At 75.7% G+C, this 14,503-nt stretch carries 15 protein-coding genes; 6 read left to right on the top strand and 9 right to left on the bottom strand.

Going from position 1 to position 14,503, the window contains the following annotated elements:
• Positions 1-51: 51 nt before the first annotated feature.
• Entirely contained in the window at positions 52-1,353 is a 1,302-nt protein-coding gene (locus tag ACFC2L_RS02005) for a threonine/serine exporter ThrE family protein (RefSeq protein WP_375822556.1), read from the bottom strand.
• A gap of 32 nt (positions 1,354-1,385) precedes the next feature.
• Positions 1,386-1,802, bottom strand: a complete 417-nt coding sequence (locus ACFC2L_RS02000; protein WP_375822555.1) for a pilus assembly protein CpaE — start codon at positions 1,800-1,802, stop codon at positions 1,386-1,388.
• Between the two features lie 124 nt (positions 1,803-1,926).
• Between ACFC2L_RS02000 and ACFC2L_RS01995 the strand changes: the two genes are divergently transcribed.
• Both ACFC2L_RS01995 and ACFC2L_RS01990 read left to right on the top strand, forming a co-directional pair.
• Positions 1,927-2,634 (top strand): antibiotic biosynthesis monooxygenase, encoded by a 708-nt coding sequence (locus ACFC2L_RS01995; protein WP_375822554.1) that lies wholly within the window; start codon positions 1,927-1,929, stop codon positions 2,632-2,634.
• A gap of 29 nt (positions 2,635-2,663) precedes the next feature.
• Positions 2,664-4,313, top strand: a complete 1,650-nt coding sequence (locus ACFC2L_RS01990) for a mechanosensitive ion channel family protein (protein WP_375822553.1) — start codon at positions 2,664-2,666, stop codon at positions 4,311-4,313.
• Between the two features lie 49 nt (positions 4,314-4,362).
• Here ACFC2L_RS01990 and surE read toward each other — a convergent pair whose 3' ends face one another.
• From surE to ACFC2L_RS01965, 5 genes are all read right to left on the bottom strand, one after another.
• Positions 4,363-5,130, bottom strand: coding sequence for a 5'/3'-nucleotidase SurE (gene surE / locus ACFC2L_RS01985; protein WP_375822552.1), 768 nt, complete (start codon positions 5,128-5,130; stop codon positions 4,363-4,365).
• Positions 5,131-5,196: 66 nt separating this feature from the next.
• On the bottom strand, positions 5,197-6,198 hold the full coding sequence (locus ACFC2L_RS01980) for a 1-phosphofructokinase family hexose kinase (RefSeq protein ID WP_375822551.1): 1,002 nt from the start codon (positions 6,196-6,198) through the stop codon (positions 5,197-5,199).
• A 9-nt stretch (positions 6,199-6,207) separates the two neighbouring features.
• Entirely contained in the window at positions 6,208-7,074 is an 867-nt protein-coding gene (locus ACFC2L_RS01975; RefSeq protein WP_375822550.1) for a glycerophosphodiester phosphodiesterase, read from the bottom strand.
• 91 nt (positions 7,075-7,165) lie between these two features.
• Positions 7,166-7,729, bottom strand: coding sequence for a TIGR03086 family metal-binding protein (locus ACFC2L_RS01970; RefSeq protein ID WP_375822549.1), 564 nt, complete (start codon positions 7,727-7,729; stop codon positions 7,166-7,168).
• A gap of 139 nt (positions 7,730-7,868) precedes the next feature.
• Positions 7,869-8,927, bottom strand: coding sequence for a 2,3-butanediol dehydrogenase (locus ACFC2L_RS01965; protein ID WP_375822548.1), 1,059 nt, complete (start codon positions 8,925-8,927; stop codon positions 7,869-7,871).
• Positions 8,928-9,243: 316 nt separating this feature from the next.
• Between ACFC2L_RS01965 and ACFC2L_RS01960 the strand changes: the two genes are divergently transcribed.
• Positions 9,244-10,389, top strand: coding sequence for a VanZ family protein (locus tag ACFC2L_RS01960; protein ID WP_375822547.1), 1,146 nt, complete (start codon positions 9,244-9,246; stop codon positions 10,387-10,389).
• Here ACFC2L_RS01960 and ACFC2L_RS01955 read toward each other — a convergent pair.
• Positions 10,376-10,558 (bottom strand): hypothetical protein, encoded by a 183-nt coding sequence (locus ACFC2L_RS01955; RefSeq protein WP_375822546.1) that lies wholly within the window; start codon positions 10,556-10,558, stop codon positions 10,376-10,378. The two genes, ACFC2L_RS01960 and ACFC2L_RS01955, sit on opposite strands and share 14 nt — an antisense overlap.
• Positions 10,559-10,767: 209 nt before the next feature.
• Here ACFC2L_RS01955 and ACFC2L_RS01950 point away from each other — a divergent pair, with 209 nt between their 5' ends.
• Together ACFC2L_RS01950 and ACFC2L_RS01945 are read left to right on the top strand one after the other, a co-directional pair.
• A complete protein-coding gene (locus ACFC2L_RS01950) occupies positions 10,768-12,390 on the top strand; it encodes a class I SAM-dependent methyltransferase (protein ID WP_375822545.1) in 1,623 nt (540 codons plus the stop codon).
• A 161-nt stretch (positions 12,391-12,551) separates the two neighbouring features.
• The gene (locus tag ACFC2L_RS01945; RefSeq protein ID WP_375822544.1) at positions 12,552-13,154 is read left to right on the top strand and encodes an ASCH domain-containing protein; all 603 of its coding nucleotides are present in this window, start codon (positions 12,552-12,554) and stop codon (positions 13,152-13,154) included.
• Between the two features lie 16 nt (positions 13,155-13,170).
• On the opposite strand, the gene ACFC2L_RS01940 is transcribed toward ACFC2L_RS01945, so the two are convergent.
• The gene (locus ACFC2L_RS01940) at positions 13,171-13,773 is read right to left on the bottom strand and encodes a pyridoxamine 5'-phosphate oxidase family protein (protein ID WP_375822543.1); all 603 of its coding nucleotides are present in this window, start codon (positions 13,771-13,773) and stop codon (positions 13,171-13,173) included.
• Positions 13,774-13,821: 48 nt separating this feature from the next.
• Here ACFC2L_RS01940 and ACFC2L_RS01935 point away from each other — a divergent pair, with 48 nt between their 5' ends.
• Positions 13,822-14,436 (top strand): DinB family protein, encoded by a 615-nt coding sequence (locus ACFC2L_RS01935; protein ID WP_375822542.1) that lies wholly within the window; start codon positions 13,822-13,824, stop codon positions 14,434-14,436.
• The last annotated feature ends 67 nt before the right edge of the window (positions 14,437-14,503 follow it).

Below are 14,503 nucleotides of genomic sequence, written 5' to 3'. Positions count from 1 at the left end.
CGGGACCCTCTGACGGGGGGAAGCCTCGGGAATGGGGTGCCGACCGTGTGGTCAGGATGTGAAGAGGGTACGTGTCACCCGTCCCGCGTCCCGTGTGACCGCCGACCCGACCAGGGTGCCGAGCGCGATCCCGAACACGGCGACGACCGCGTTCGCGATCTCCTGGGCCGCCTCCGGTCCGCCGTTCACCAGGTCGGAGAGGCCCAGCAGGCTGAGCGCCCCGGGCACGAGGAGCCAGAACGCCGGGAGGGTCGTGACGGCGGCGGGCGGCCCGTGCGGCGTCCGCTCCACGAGCGCGGCGAGCGGAGCGATGACGAGGGCGCCCACGAACCCCGCGAGCGGTGCCGCGGCGAGCGCCCCGGCGAGCTGCGCCGCGTACGCGCCGAGCAGGACGAGCAGGACCCAGGGCAGCGAGCCGCGCGGCGACGAGGCGAAGTACATCTGCCCGAGCCCGACGGCGAGGATCCCCACCCACGGCGCCCACCACCCGAGCTGGTCCGCGGCGGGGGCGGCGACGAGCGGACCCGCGACCGCCGCGCCCGCGACGACCCCGAACACGAGGAGCAGGAGCTGCGCGACCCCGTACACGAGCCGGCTCGCGCCGGCGACGATCTGGTTGCTCGTCAGCTCGATCGCGGCCACCGTGAGCACCGAGCCGGGCAGGAACGAGACGAGGGGCGGCACGAGGACGCTCAGCGGGTCGTCGCCGAGCCAGGGGTGGACGACGTCGACCGCCAGGAGCGTCACGACGAACGCCGCGACGACGGGCAGGGCGGTGGCGAGCGTCGGCCACCGGGTCCCGAGCCAGCGCAGTGCGCCGACGAGGATCCCGAGCGCGAGGTAGACCGGCAGGAGCCGGGCGGTCGGGTTGAGCACGAGGCCGAACCCGATCGTGAGCAGCCCGTGGCCGACGATCGTGAGGACCGCGCCGAACCGCGGCGGGCGCTCGACGATCGCGCGCAGCTCGGCGCGGGCCTCGGCGAGCGGGACGTCGGTCGTGCGCAGGCGGTGCACGAGGGTCGTGAGCGCCCCGATCTGGTCGAGGTTGAGTCCGCTCGCGGCGGCGGCCGCGAAGTCGGCGACCGTGCCGCCCGCGGTGCTGACCCGGACGAAGACGCCGGTCGGGAGGACGAGCGTGCCGACGGTCGACGCGCCCGAGCGCCGCGCGACGGCCTCCAGGTCGTCCCCGACGTCCGTCACGGAGCGCCCGGAGTCGAGCAGAGCGGTCCCGAGCTCGCGCAGAAGAGGGACGAGGTCGGGCGACACCTCGGGCGGCTCGGGATCGACCGCAGGGGGCAGCTCGTCGCCCAGCGCGCGCAGCACGCGCCGCACGACGGACGGAGCGCGTCGCACGTCCTCGAGCCAGCTCGTCGTCCGCCGGCGGGTCAGGGCAGGTCCTCGGTGCTCGCGGCGACGAGCGCGAGCAGGGCGCGCGCGTAGGCGTCTGCCGCGTCCGTCCCGGCGAACGTCGCGAGGTCGTCGAGCACCTCGGTGCGCACGACGTACCCGGCCGCCGACCGTTCCAGCGCGCGGAAGGTGCCCCCGAGCAGCTCGCGGAGCTGCTCCTCGAGCGGGTGCCAGAGCGCGTCCTCGAGCGCGACCGAGTCGAGCGCCCACTCGGTGGTCCCGTTGAAGCCGAGCACGACGCCGGTGTCGAACTCGTGCGGCTCGATCGTCATGTCGCTCACGGTGAAGACGTCGCCGTCGCCGCCCGTGGCGAGGAGGCGGAAGCGGTCGCCCGACGCCGGGGACCACCGCACGCCCGCGTCGCGCAGCGCGAGCGCGAGCTCCCACGAGATCATGCCTGCCACGGTAGGCCCGGCCCGCGCGGCCCGCGCGTCGGCCGTCGTCCCGACCCGCGGGACGATCCGTCCCGCGCCCGCGCAGGTTCACGACCCGGAAACACCTGCCACGTTCACTCGTCCCATGACCTACGACGTCCCCGAGGGCGAGCGGCGGACCGGCGGCGACCCCGCCCGTGCCCTGCCTCCGACCCCGCGTGCCCGTGCCGACCACCGTCCGCTCGTCACCCCCGCCGCTGGGCCGGTGACCGTCGCGATCGAGCGGAGGGTCCTGCCCGAGAACGTCCCCGCGGTCACGCGCTGGGTGCAGACCGGTGTCAACCTCGCCAACCGCTACCCCGGGTTCCTCGGCTCCGGCTGGGTGCGTGCTGCCGCCGGGTCGCACGACTGGCACATGCTCTACCGCTTCGCCGATGCCACCACGCTCGACGCGTGGGAGACGTCGCCGGACCGGGTGCGCTGGCTCGCGCAGGGGAGGGACCTCGTCGAGGAGACACGGGTCCAGCGCCGCACGGGCATCGAGGGCTGGTTCGACGCCCCGACGTCGACCGCGCCACCGGCGAGCGCGGCGGCGCCGCCGCGCTGGAAGCAGTCGGTGAGCATCTGGCTCGGGTTCTTCCCGGTCAACCTCGCGTTCACGCTGCTCGTCGGGAGCCTGGTCCCGGCCTGGGACGCGGTGCCGGTCGTCCCACGCGTGCTCGCCACCACGCTCGTCCTCACGCCCGTCATGACCTACCTCGTGCTGCCGCGCGTGACGCGGCTGCTCGCCCCGTGGCTCGCCCGCCCACCACGGGGCGGGGAGCGTCGCTCCCGTCCCGCGGCCCGGAGGTGACCACCCGGAGCCCTGCCTAGCCTGGGGGGATGGACACCGAGATCGAGAACACGACCGACGTCCTCGTCACCCTCGGTGCGGTCGCGGCGGGCGTCCTGCTGGCGTTCGTCCTGGGGACGGTGATCTCCGCGGTGGTCCGCCGGGCGGGCCGGCGCAGCGAGCTCGCCCGCGACCTCTCGCGGCGGCTGCGCCGACCGGACCGGGCGGTGCTCACCGTCGTCGCGGTGTGGATCGCGGTCCGCCTGACGACGGACGCGTCCACGCCGTGGCGCCCCGCGGTCGAGCACCTCCTGCTCATCGCGCTCATCGTCGTCGGCGCGTGGTGGGTGGGCGCGATCGCGTTCGTGCTCGAGGACTCCGCGCTCCAGCGCTACCGCATGGACACCGCGGACAACCGGCACGCGCGCCGCGTCCGTACCCAGATCACGGTGCTGCGCCGACTGACCGTGGCGGTGATCGTCGTGTGCGCGGTCGCGGGCATCCTGCTCACCTTCCCGGCGGCGCGCGCCGCCGGGGCGAGCCTGCTCGCGTCGGCGGGGCTCATCTCGATCGTCGCGGGCCTCGCGGCGCAGACGTCGCTCGCGAACGTGTTCGCGGGCATGCAGATCGCGTTCACCGACGCGATCCGCGTGGACGACGTCGTGGTCCTCGAGGGCGAGTGGGGCCGGATCGAGGAGATCACCATGACCTACGTGGTGGTGCACCTCTGGGACGACCGCCGCCTCATCATGCCGTCCACGTACTTCACGACGACGCCGTTCCAGAACTGGACCCGCCGCGCCGCCGACCTGCTGGGGACCGTCGAGCTCGACCTCGACTTCGAGGTGCCGGTGGGCCCGATGCGGGCCGAGCTGCGGCGTCTGCTCGCGCTCACCGACCTGTGGGACGAGCGCGTCGGCATCCTCCAGGTGACCGACGCCGTCGGGGGCCTCGTGCGGGTCCGCGCCCTCGTGAGCGCGCATGACGCCCCGACGCTGTTCGACCTGCGGTGCTTCGTGCGCGAGGGCCTCGTCGACTGGCTCCAGCGCGCGGCGCCGCAAGGTCTGCCGCGCACACGGCTCGAACGGGCGGCGGACGCCGTCGACGTGGCCGACGACGGGTCGGTCGCCGCGGCGAGCGACGGCGCCCGAGGCGACGTGGCGGGCACCGCCGAGGGCGGGGACGGAGCCCCCGTCGCCCCGGCGCGCCCGCCTCGCCTGCCCGCCGAGCGTGGCTCGCGGCGGGCCGACGCGCCCGTGGTCCTCGGGACGATCCGGCGCGCGGGGGCGGGCGCGGGCGCCGCGCCGAGCGAGGACCCGACGCGCCTCGTCGGGGTCGTGCCGGGCCCGGTGGGGCGACCGGACGAGCGGGACGTCGGCGCCCGCACCGGACACGACGCCGAGGTGCCGGGAGGGACCCGGCCGCTCCCCGTCGTCGGGCACGACGACGCGACGCCCGAGGCCGCGGAGTCCGCCTTCTTCAGCGGGACCCCCGAGGGGGAGGAGCGGTCGCGCGCGTTCGCGGGACCGGGCCAGGACGTCATCGAGGAGCGCGAGCGCACGGCCGAGCACGGCGCCGTACCCGACGAGGACACCACCGACGAGGCGAGATCGGTCGACCCCGCCGACGACAGGGACGGCGTCCCCGGGGACGACGGGGACGGCGACCCGGGGGACGGCGACCGCCGCCCCCGAGGCTGAGGACCGGACCCGGACGCGTCCCCCTGCTCGACCGACCCCACGAACGGGTTCAGGTCAGGCCAGGGACCTCGACCGTCGCGTCGGCGTACGGCGCGACGAGGAGCGTCGCGGTGGCCCAGCCGCGCGTGAGCAGGCCCGTGTCGGAGTCGGGCTCGGAGTGCCGCTCCGTGCCGGAGTACTGGAGTACCAGGTGCCGGTCGCCGTCCTCGTGGATGTTCGCCTGCACGAGCCCGAACGTCGCGAGCGGAGCCTGCCGCAGCCCGCGCAGCCGGTCCGGCGGGACGTCGGGGACGTTGACGTTGAGCGTGCGCCGGTCGAGCGGCACGTCCCGTGACGCGGGGTCGTCCATCCACGCGAGCACGTGGTCGGTGACGAGGCGCGCGGTGTCCCAGTGCTGCGGCTCGGCCGCGTCCACCGAGACGGCGAGCGACCGGATCCCGTGCGTCATCGCGGACAGCGCCGCGCCGACCGTCCCGGAGTGCAGGATCGCGTTGCCGGTGTTGGCGCCCTTGTTCGCCCCCGAGAGCAGGAGGTCCGGCCGGGGGCCGAACCCGCCGTAGGCGGCGACGAAGGCGATGAGCGCGGGGGCGGCGCGCACGGCGTAGGAGGTCACGTCGTCGGGCAGGCCCGGCGCGCGGCGCGGCTCGACGGCGAGCCGCCCGTCGCGCTCGGCGCCGAGCAGGGACGCGCTGGCGCCCGACGACTCGCGGGCGGGGGCCGCGACGACGACCTCGTAGCCGGCGTCGAGCGCCGCCCCGGCGAGCACCGCCAGGCCGGGGGAGTCGATCCCGTCGTCGTTGGTCACGAGAGCACGCACGGTGGTTCTCCTCAGTCGTCGGGGGTCGAGGGTCGGAGGGTCGGGGGTCGGGCCCGGCGGTCGGGTTCAGGTGCGCGCCTCGCGCACCGTGATGCGGCGCGCGAGGCGTTCGATCTGGTCGCGGCGGCCCGTGCCGAGACCGCGCCGCGTGACGTTGAGCGCTCCCGCCGCGGCACCGAGACGCACGGCGTCCGGGAGCTCGAGGCCGCGGCCCAGCCCGACGGCGATGCCCGCCGTCATGGAGTCGCCCGCGCCGCGGTGGTCGACGGTCGTGATGCGCGGCGTGCGCACGGTGTACGTGTGCTCGCGCGTCACGAGCAGCGAGGGGTCGTGCGCGCGCGACACGACGACCGCGCGCGGCCCGGCGTCGACCATGCCGCGCGCGGCGGCGAGCAGGGCCGCCTCGGTGTCGTCGTCGGCGAACCCGCCGTCGACCATCTCCTCGTGGCTGATCTTGAGCACCGCGCCGGGCGCGTCGGCCACGGCGCGCGCCTGCTCCCCGGAGAGGTCGGCGACCACCTGGCGCTCCGAGGCGTGCAGGTCGCGCGCGAGCCGTCCGAAGAACGACGCCGGGACCCCGACCGCGGTCTCCGACCCGGTGAGGATGGTCACCGCGGCGTCGAGCCCGGAGACGAGGACGGTGCCGTACAGGTCGTCGACCTCGTGGCGGTTGAGCGGGAACGGGTCCATGGTCACGACCTCCTCCCGGTGCCCGCTGCGGCGGTCGTGGACGTACGCGCCGTTGCCGCCGGTCGTCGTCGCGCGCAGGTCGAGGTGCTCGGCGCGCGCGAGGTGCGCCGCGACCGTCCCCGTCTCCCCGCCGAACGGCCCGCACACCACGACCTGCGCGCCGAGCGAGTACGCCATGCGCGCGAGCCACAGCCCCTGGCCGCCGGGGTGGACGTGCACCTCGGGCGAGGTCTCGTAGGGCCCGGCAGGCTCGATCTCCACGGTGAGCAGCGGCGTCAGCGCGAGCACGCACACGGCCGGGGCGCGTGCGGGTACCGGGCCGGGCGGGTCGGGCGGGGTGGGGAGCGGACCGGGCGAGGGCGTCGGGGTGGCGCTCATCCGTCCACGCTAGGGGCGCGGCGCCAGGCTCACCCGTCGAGGGTCCTCGAACCGGGCGTCGAGCCAGCCGACGAGCCGGTCCGGCCGGTCGGTCATGACGCCGTCGACGCCCCGCACGAGGAGGTCGTCCCACTCGTCCGTCGTGTTCGCGGTCCACACGTGCACGCGCAGTCCCGCGTCGTGGAGCGTGTCCACGAGTCCTGGCTCGTGCGCGAGGAGCGCGACCTCCGGGTTGCAGGCCACGACCCCCAGGTCCGCGCACACCTCGACGAGCTCGGCGAGGCTGTCCGGGTGCAGCGCGAGCAGCAGCGCCCGGTCGAGGTGCCCCGCGGCGTCGCGCAGCGCGGCGACCGTGGGGGGGCAGAACGACTGGACGAGCACCCGGTCCGCGAGCCCGGCGTCGTCGACCTGCTTGGTCACGAGCAGGACGTCCTCGACCGACCAGACGCCCTTGAGCTCGACGAGGATCCCGACACCCGGGTGCGCGACGGCGAACCGCGCGACCTCCGCGAACGTCGGGACGCGCTGGCCCGCGAACGCGCGCGAGAACGACGACCCGGCGTCGAGAGCGCGCACCTCGGCCAGCGTGAGCCCGTCCACGCGGCCGGTCCCGTCCGTCGTCTCGTCCACGACGTCGTCGTGCAGCACGACGACCTGCCGGTCCGCCGTGAGGTGCACGTCGAGCTCGATCGCGTCGACGCCCGCGCGCGCCGCGGCCTCGAACGCCGCGAGCGTGTTCTGCGGCGCCACGGACGAGTTGCCGCGGTGGCCCACGACGAGCGGGCGGCCCCCGCGGTCCGCGGCGGGCCGGAGCAGGCGGGCGCGGTGCGCCGTCGTGCGCTGCTCCGGGGGACGACCGGCGGCGGTGGAGGGCATGGGGCCAGTGTCGCGCGCGACCCGCGCCGCCGTCCTGCCGGGCCACCCGCGGGACGGACCGTTCCGCGAAGGTTCACCCGGCGTGCGACCGTCAGCGGCGGCGGCCTGTGAGCGCGAGGAGGTGCGTGAGGTCGTCGGCGCCGTCGTCGACGTCGAGCGGGCCACGGAACAGCGGGCCCGGCTCGAGGAACGTCGAGCGGGACTCCGCGTAGTGCAGCGCCCACGCGACCAGCGCGGGCTCGCCCGTCTCGTCCGCCCCGACGGCGCGGGCCAGGTCCCAGGCATGCACCACGAGGTCGAACGTCATCTGGGCGCAGTACTCCGCGCCGGACTCGTCGCCGTAGGACAGGTGCACCCGGCGGTCCAGGGCGTCGGGCGCGAGGAACGCCTCGCGGGCCTCGACGGACGCGTCGACCCACCGGTCGACCGGGTCGTCGCCGAGCACGTCGCCCTCGAAGACGGAGCCGACGTCCTCGATCCACCGCCCGGCGAGCAGCTCGGGCGCCCAGAGCTGCTCGGCCGTGAGGTGGTTGACGAGGTCGCGCACCGTCCAGTCGGCGTCCGGGGTGCGCAGCGCCCACTGGTCGTCGCGCAGCGGGCGGACGAGCGCGTCGAACGCGCCGATCGCGTCGCCGTGGGCGGCGAGGACGTCCATGCGGCACCTCCCGGGGCCTCGTGAGCCTCCACCGTGGCACGCCGGGCGGCGCACCGCAGGTCGAGCGCGGCGCGTCGGCGAGCACGGGTCGAGCGCGGCCCGCGGCCCCCGGGGACGGTGGGGGCCGCGCGCCGCTGTCTCACACCGACACGACGATCTTCACGTGGTCGTCCTTGTGGTCGATGAGCTCGCGGTACCCCTTCTCCACGACGTCCTCGACGGCGATGCGGCTCGTCACGAACGGGGCGAGGTCGACCTTGCCCTCCTGCACGAGCCGGATGACCGCGGGGTGGTCGTCCGCGTACCCGATGGCGCCCTTGATGGTCAGCTCGCGCAGCAGGACCGTCATGACGTCGAGCGTCGGCGGCGCGGAGAACAGCGCCACGATCTGGAGCGTCCCGCCCGCCTTGAGCGCGTGCGTCAGGGTGTCGAGCACCGGCTGCGCGCCCGAGCACTCGATCGCGACGTCCGCGCCGCGGCCGTCGGTGAGCTCGAGCACGCGCGCGGCGACGTCGACCTCGCGCGGGTCGAGCACGACGTCGGCCACGCCCGTCTCCAGCGCCTTGGCCTTGCGCGCCCCGCTCACCTCCGTGACGATCGTCCGCGCCCCGATCGCGTGCAGCACGGCGCACGTCAGCAGGCCGATCGGCCCCGCCCCGCCGACGAGGACGGTGTCGCCCGCCTGCGCCCCGGACAGACGGACGCCGTGGTACGCGACCGCGAGCGGCTCGATCAGCGCGGCCTGGTCCAGCGGGACGTCGCCCACGGGGTGCACCCAGCGGCGCTCGACGACGATGTGCTCGGACAGCCCGCCGCCGCGGCCGGAGATCCCGATGAACCCCATCTTCACGCACGCGTTGTAGAGGCCGTCGCGGCACGGCGGGCACTCGCCGCACACCATGAACGGCTCGACCACCACGGCGTCCCCGACCGCGAGCCCGTCGACGCCCTCGCCGAGCTCCTCGACGACCCCGGAGAACTCGTGGCCGAACACGACGGGCAGCGTCTCGCCCGACAGCGGGTGCGGCTCGGTCTCCGACGGCGCGGGCGGGAACGGGCCCTCGAGGTACAGGTGCAGGTCGGACCCGCAGATGCCCGTCCACGCGGGCCGGATCTTCACGGTCCCCGGCCTGGTCTCGGGCTCCGGGACGTCCTCGATCCGGAGGTCTTCCTTGCCGTGGTACCGCGCCGCCTTCATCGTCCTCACCTCGTCCGTCGGGCCGCGCGCACCGGTCGGTGCGCGGCGGGCGGTCCCGGACCGGTCCTCGGTGGTCCCTCGGCGGGCCGTGGCGACCGACCGCACCTCCACGGTAGGCCGGGGTCCTTCCCCACGCCGCGCCGAAGGTCCTCACCGGCGGGGCCGGTCGTCGTCGGCGCTCGTCCGGGGGGCGGAGCGAGGTGCGGAGGCAGGCGCCGGAGCGCGGTGCCGCGGGAGCCGCCGCGATACTGGAGCCCGTGACCACGACCCGCACCCGCGCACGCCGGCCCGCCCCCGAGCCTCGTGGGAGCCTCGCGTGATCGACCGCTGGACGTGGCCGGCGTACGTCGGCGTGATCGGCGGCGCGCTCCTCTTCGCGGCGTTCCTCGTGCCCGCCCTCGCGTGGCAGTCGCGCCGGTACGGCGGGCTCAGCGGCCGCCGCCTGGTCGGGGCCGCGGCCGTCGCCGTCTACGGGGTGGCCCTCGTCGCGTACACGCTCCTGCCGCTGCCGAGCGGGGATCTCGCCGAGTGGTGCGCCCGGTACGGCGTCGCGGGGGCGGAGCACGTGCCGTTCCACTCCCTGGCCGACATCCGGCGCGACACCGCGGGCCTCGGCCCCGGCGCGACCCTGCGCAGCGCGGCCGTGCTCCAGGTCGTGTTCAACGTCGTCCTGTTCGTCCCGTGGGGGCTGCTCGTGCGGCGCTACCTGGGGCGCGGCGTCGTCGTCGCGACGCTCTCCGGGCTGGCCGCGTCGGTGCTCGTCGAGACCACCCAGTACACCGGGATCTTCGGGCTCATCCCGTGCTCGTACCGCGTCGCCGACGTCGACGACGTCCTGACCAACACGCTCGGCGCGTTCCTCGGGGCGCTCGCAGCGCCGCTCGTGCTGCGGTGGATGCCGCGCGCCGCGGAGCTCGAGGCGCGCCGGGACGAGGCGCGACCCGTGACGGTGTGGCGCCGCTGGCTGGGGATGCTGCTCGACGCGCTGCTCGTCACCGCGCTCGGGGTGGTGCTCCAGGTGGGCTACCGCACGGTGCTCCTCCTGCTCGGGCGTCCGCTGCCCGACGGGACGGACTGGGCGCAGTGGCTGCTCGGCACGCTCGTCCCGTTCGCGCTCGTGTTCGTCGTGCCGACGTTCCTCGGCAGCGGCGCGTCCTGGGGGCAACGGACCGTGTGGCTCGCGCCGCGCTGGGCGGGCCGGCCCGGCACGACGGCGCAGCGCGTCGCCCGCGCGGCAGCCGGGGGCGCGCTGTGGGGAGCGCTGGGCCTGCTCGCCGACCTGCCGACGGACGTCCCGGCGGCGCTCGCGGTGGTGGGCGACGTGGCCGCGCCGGTCGCGTGGCTGTTCGCCGTGGTGTCGGTCGCCGCGGTCCCGTTCACGCGCGGACGGCGCGGGCTCTCCGGGGCGGTGACCGGGGCGGAGGTCGTCGACGCCCGGGAGGCGGCGCTCAGTCCTGCGTGAGGAGCCCGACGGTCAGGGCGATCGCGCCCCAGATCACGAGGCCGCCGCCGACCGCGATCGCGATCCCGTTCGCCCCGGTGGAACCGGCTCGGCGCGCGCCGCGGGCGGCCGTCGCGGCGATCGCGAGGCCGGACACGACGAGCACAGCCCCTGCCACGATCCAGAACATCGCGAACACCGTCCCATACGTCCCCTGTGCTCCGCATCGTGGACGGGCGTCCAGGACGGCCGGACCGGGGAGCGCTCACGCGCGTGCGCCCCGGCAACCAGCGGGTTCTCCGGTCCGGGGCCTTCACGGAGAGCGAACACGCGTCGTCGACGCGGACCGAGACGTGAGACAGGTTGCACCGGGGCGGCGCCACGCCGCACGGTGTGCGGGTGCACCCTCCTGCCGCTCCGCCGGTCCGTCGGCCGGTCCGTCGCGTCCTCTTCCCGGGGCGCCACCACGTCGTCACGCGCTACCAGGTCGACTACCTCCGGGCGCTGCGCGCCGGGCTCGTCCGCGACCTCGACGGGCGCCGTGTCCGGTGCGCCCCGGACGTCGAGGTCGTGTGGGTCGTCACGTCCGCGAACCACGCGGGCACCCGCCGCAACCCGCTGCCGGGACACCGGCGCGAGGCGCTCGTCGAGAACGTGACGACGCGCGAGGGGCTCGCGTCCGTCGTCGTGCCGGTGCCGGACGTCGCGCCCGACGACCGGTTCGCGCAGCTCGTCGTGACGAGCGTCGCGACGGCGACGGGCGTCGCGCCCGACCCCGCCGACACCGTCGTCGCCTGCTCGACGCCGGCGCTCGTGGACGCGTACCGCGCGCTCGGCTACCGCGTCGCGGGGGTCGAGCTCGACGCCGCCGAGCCGGGCGGGGAGCTCCCCGCCCGGCCGTGGGACGTCGTCGAGCAGATCGCCGCGGGGGACGAGGGCTGGCGGGAGGTCGCGCACCCGGCCGTGCCCGAGTTCTACGCGCGCTACCGGTTCGTCGAGGACGTGCGGCGGATCTTCGCCGACCCCGTCGTCTCGGGCGACGGCGACCTCACCTCGACGCGCGACTACCGCACCTACGCCGCCGCGTTCGAGGACGCGTCCGCGCGCAAGTGGGCCCAGGTGGCGCCCCACGTGCGGCCCGGGCGGATCGTCGACATCGGCTGCGCGACCGGCGGCCTCCTGGAGCACGTCGCGCGCGAGCCGCGCCTGCACGAGTCCGACCTGTTCGGGGTCGACGTCGCGCGGCACCTCGTCGCCGAGGCCGAGCACAAGAAGGCCCAGGGCGCGTTCGCGAACCCGCACGTGTGGTTCGTGCAGGCGAACATCCTCGACCGGTCCGTGATGCCCGACGCGACCGTCGACACGACCCTCACGATCGCCCTCACGCACGAGGTCTCGTCGTACGGGGACGGCGTGCGCGACGTCGAGACGTTCGCGCGCCGCGTCCACGCCCACACCAGGCCCGGCGGGGTGTGGATCAACTCCGACGTGTGCGGCCCGGCCGAGCCGGACCGCGTCGTCGTGCTCACCCTGCGGACCGACGACGGCGCAGCGGCCACCGGGGACGGGCCCGGCGGGGCGCGGGTCGACCTCGACCGCCTCGCGCGCGCGGACGTCGCCGCGTGGGTCGGCGCGCTGTCCACCGACGCGCGCCTGGTCCAGTTCGCGCACGACTTCCCGCGCCTGTCCGGCGCCGCGTTCGCGCCCGCGCGGCTGGGCCCCGGGTCGTGGCGGCTCACGCTGCGCGAGGCGATGGAGTTCCTGACCCGCAAGGACTACGTCGACAACTGGCTGTCCGAGTGCCACGAGCGGTTCTGCGACCTCAGCGGCCCGCGGTGGGCGGACCTGCTCGCGGACGCCGGCTTCGAGCTCGAGCCGGGCAGCGGCGCGTGGCGCAACGAGTGGGTCGTCGAGCACGCCCTCGCGCCCGTCGCGGCGCTGCACGACGCCGCGACCGGCGAGCCCGTCGACTGGCCCGACACCCACGTCCTCACCGTCGCCCGCCGCCCCGAGCTCGCCTGACCAGGGCCCCGAGACCCGACCCTGCCGAGGTAGAGCCCTGGTGCGGCGAGGTAGAGCCCTGGTTCGCCGGGGTAGAGCCCTGGTCGTGACCACGTCTCTACCTCGCGTGACCGGGGCTCTCCCTCGGGAGATCGGGGCGGTGGCGTCGTACGCTCGGAGGCGTGCTCCTCGACGCCCGCACGCTGCGCGGCCTCCAGGACGGGACGGTGACGCTGGCGTTCCGCCGCTGGACGACGCCGCGCGTGAAGGTGGGGACGCTCCAGCGCACGCGGGTCGGGGTCGTCGAGGTGACGTCGGTCGAGCGCGTGCCGACCGGCGCGGACGGTGCGCCGCTCGTGTCCGACGACGAGGCGCGCCTCGCGGGGATGGACTCCCCGGAGCGCGTGCTCGCCCGGGGCGCCGCGCGCGAGGGCGACCTCTACCGCGTGGGCATCCGGCTCGCGGGCCCCGACCCGCGCGTCGCGCTGCGCGAGGACGCCGACCTGGACGCGGCCGCCGTCGAGCAGATCCGCGCGGCACTGGACCGCAAGGACCGCGCCGCCGCGGCGCCGTGGACCCGGCAGTACCTGGAGCTGGTCGCGGCGAACGAGGGGGTCGTCGCGCGCGAGCTCGCCGCCGGCCTCGGGATGGCGCGCGACGACTTCAAGGTGCGCGTGCGCCGTCTCAAGGAGCTCGGCCTCACCGTGAGCCTGGACGTCGGCTACCGCCTCTCCCCGCGCGGCCGGGCCTACCTCGACGCGACGCCCGCGACCCCTGACAGGTGACGGGCCCCTCGACGTGTCAGCGAGTGGTCGCGCTCGACCGCGACGACGCGCTGACAGGTTCGCCAGGGTCGCCGATCGCGGGGAGGCCGTCGATGCTCGTGGAGTTCTTGGTGACCCGGTAGTCGTCGAGCTGCTCGGGCGTCTTGCGACCGGCCCAGCGGTCGAGCAGGTCGCGGTCCTCGACGAGCTCGAGGTGCGGGACGGAGAACCCGCACGAGTCGGAGACGCGCGTGACGTCCACGACGACGACGCCGCGCTGCCCGGCGGTCTCCGTCTTGGCGAAGTGCCCGCGCAGCGCGTCGAACTCCGCGCTCCCGGCCTCGACGTACCGGCCGGTGCCGTGGAACCGGACGATGTTGGGCGGCCCTGCGAACGCGCAGAACATCACCACGATGCGGCCGTTCTCCCGCAGGTGCGCGGGTGCCTCTGCGCCCGACCCGGTGTAGTCGAGGTAGGCGACGCGGTGCGGCGAGAGCACGGCGAACGTGCCCGCCATGCCCTTGGGCGAGACGTTGACGTGGCCGTCCGCCGCGAGCGGGGCGGTACCGACGAAGAACACCGGCTGCGCGAGGACGAACGCCGCCAGCCGGTCGGTGATCTCTGCGTGCACGGTGCCCATGGGGCGAGTCTGGCACCGGCGTCGGAGGGCGTCGGTAGCGTCCGGTGGATGAGCACACCGACGGCACCTGACCACGACCCCAAGGCGACGCTGCAGCGGTACTTGAGCAGGGAGCGCGACGCGCTGCTCGCCAAGGCGGAGGGGCTGAGCGAGTACGACGTCCGCCGTCCGCTCACGCGCACCGGCACGAACGTCCTGGGCCTGGTGAAGCACGTGGGCAGCGTGCAGCTCGGCTACCTGCACGAGGCGTTCGGCGGCACGCACGACCTGGAGCTGCCCTGGTTCGCCGACGGCGCGGAGGTGAACGCCGACATGTGGGCCACGGCGGACGAGAGCCGGGAGGAGATCCTGGAGCTCTTCCGCCGGTCGTCGGAGCTGTGCGACGCGACCGTGGCGTCGCTCGACCTGGACGCGCCCGGCCACGTGCCGTGGTGGCGCCCGGGGAACCGCGACGTCACGCTCCACCAGGTGCTCGTGCACGTGCTCGCGGAGGTGGCGCACCACGCCGGCCACGCGGACATCGTGCGTGAGCTCGTCGACGGCGCGGCGGGCGACGGCCGGGGCAACCTGCCCGCGCTCGACGACGCCGAGTGGGCGGCCTACCGGGAGCGGCTCGAGGCCTCCGCCGTCGAGGCCGCCCGGCGCGCGGGAGAGCGACCCTGACCGCGAGATCGACCCGCCCGTCACCAGATCGGCCTCCGGAGGGTCGATCTCGGCCGCTCGGGTCGAC

Origin of the sequence: Cellulosimicrobium sp. NPDC055967, assembly GCF_042269845.1 — a bacterium.
Lineage (GTDB): Bacteria > Actinomycetota > Actinomycetes > Actinomycetales > Cellulomonadaceae > Cellulosimicrobium.
This window is presented reverse-complemented; position numbering and strand designations above follow the sequence as displayed.

What these genes read in the sequence shown, in the direction of transcription:
- ACFC2L_RS01935 (WP_375822542.1), top strand. Translation starts at nt 13,822, where the DNA reads ATGAGCACACCGACGGCACCTGACCACGACCCCAAGGCGACGCTGCAG.
- ACFC2L_RS01955 (WP_375822546.1), bottom strand. Translation starts at nt 10,558, where the DNA reads ATGTTCTGGATCGTGGCAGGGGCTGTGCTCGTCGTGTCCGGCCTCGCG.
- ACFC2L_RS01965 (WP_375822548.1), bottom strand. Translation starts at nt 8,927, where the DNA reads ATGAAGGCGGCGCGGTACCACGGCAAGGAAGACCTCCGGATCGAGGAC.
- ACFC2L_RS01940 (WP_375822543.1), bottom strand. Translation starts at nt 13,773, where the DNA reads ATGGGCACCGTGCACGCAGAGATCACCGACCGGCTGGCGGCGTTCGTC.
- ACFC2L_RS02000 (WP_375822555.1), bottom strand. Translation starts at nt 1,802, where the DNA reads ATGATCTCGTGGGAGCTCGCGCTCGCGCTGCGCGACGCGGGCGTGCGG.
- ACFC2L_RS01995 (WP_375822554.1), top strand. Translation starts at nt 1,927, where the DNA reads ATGACCTACGACGTCCCCGAGGGCGAGCGGCGGACCGGCGGCGACCCC.
- ACFC2L_RS01970 (WP_375822549.1), bottom strand. Translation starts at nt 7,729, where the DNA reads ATGGACGTCCTCGCCGCCCACGGCGACGCGATCGGCGCGTTCGACGCG.
- ACFC2L_RS01990 (WP_375822553.1), top strand. Translation starts at nt 2,664, where the DNA reads ATGGACACCGAGATCGAGAACACGACCGACGTCCTCGTCACCCTCGGT.
- ACFC2L_RS01975 (WP_375822550.1), bottom strand. Translation starts at nt 7,074, where the DNA reads ATGCCCTCCACCGCCGCCGGTCGTCCCCCGGAGCAGCGCACGACGGCG.
- ACFC2L_RS01980 (WP_375822551.1), bottom strand. Translation starts at nt 6,198, where the DNA reads ATGAGCGCCACCCCGACGCCCTCGCCCGGTCCGCTCCCCACCCCGCCC.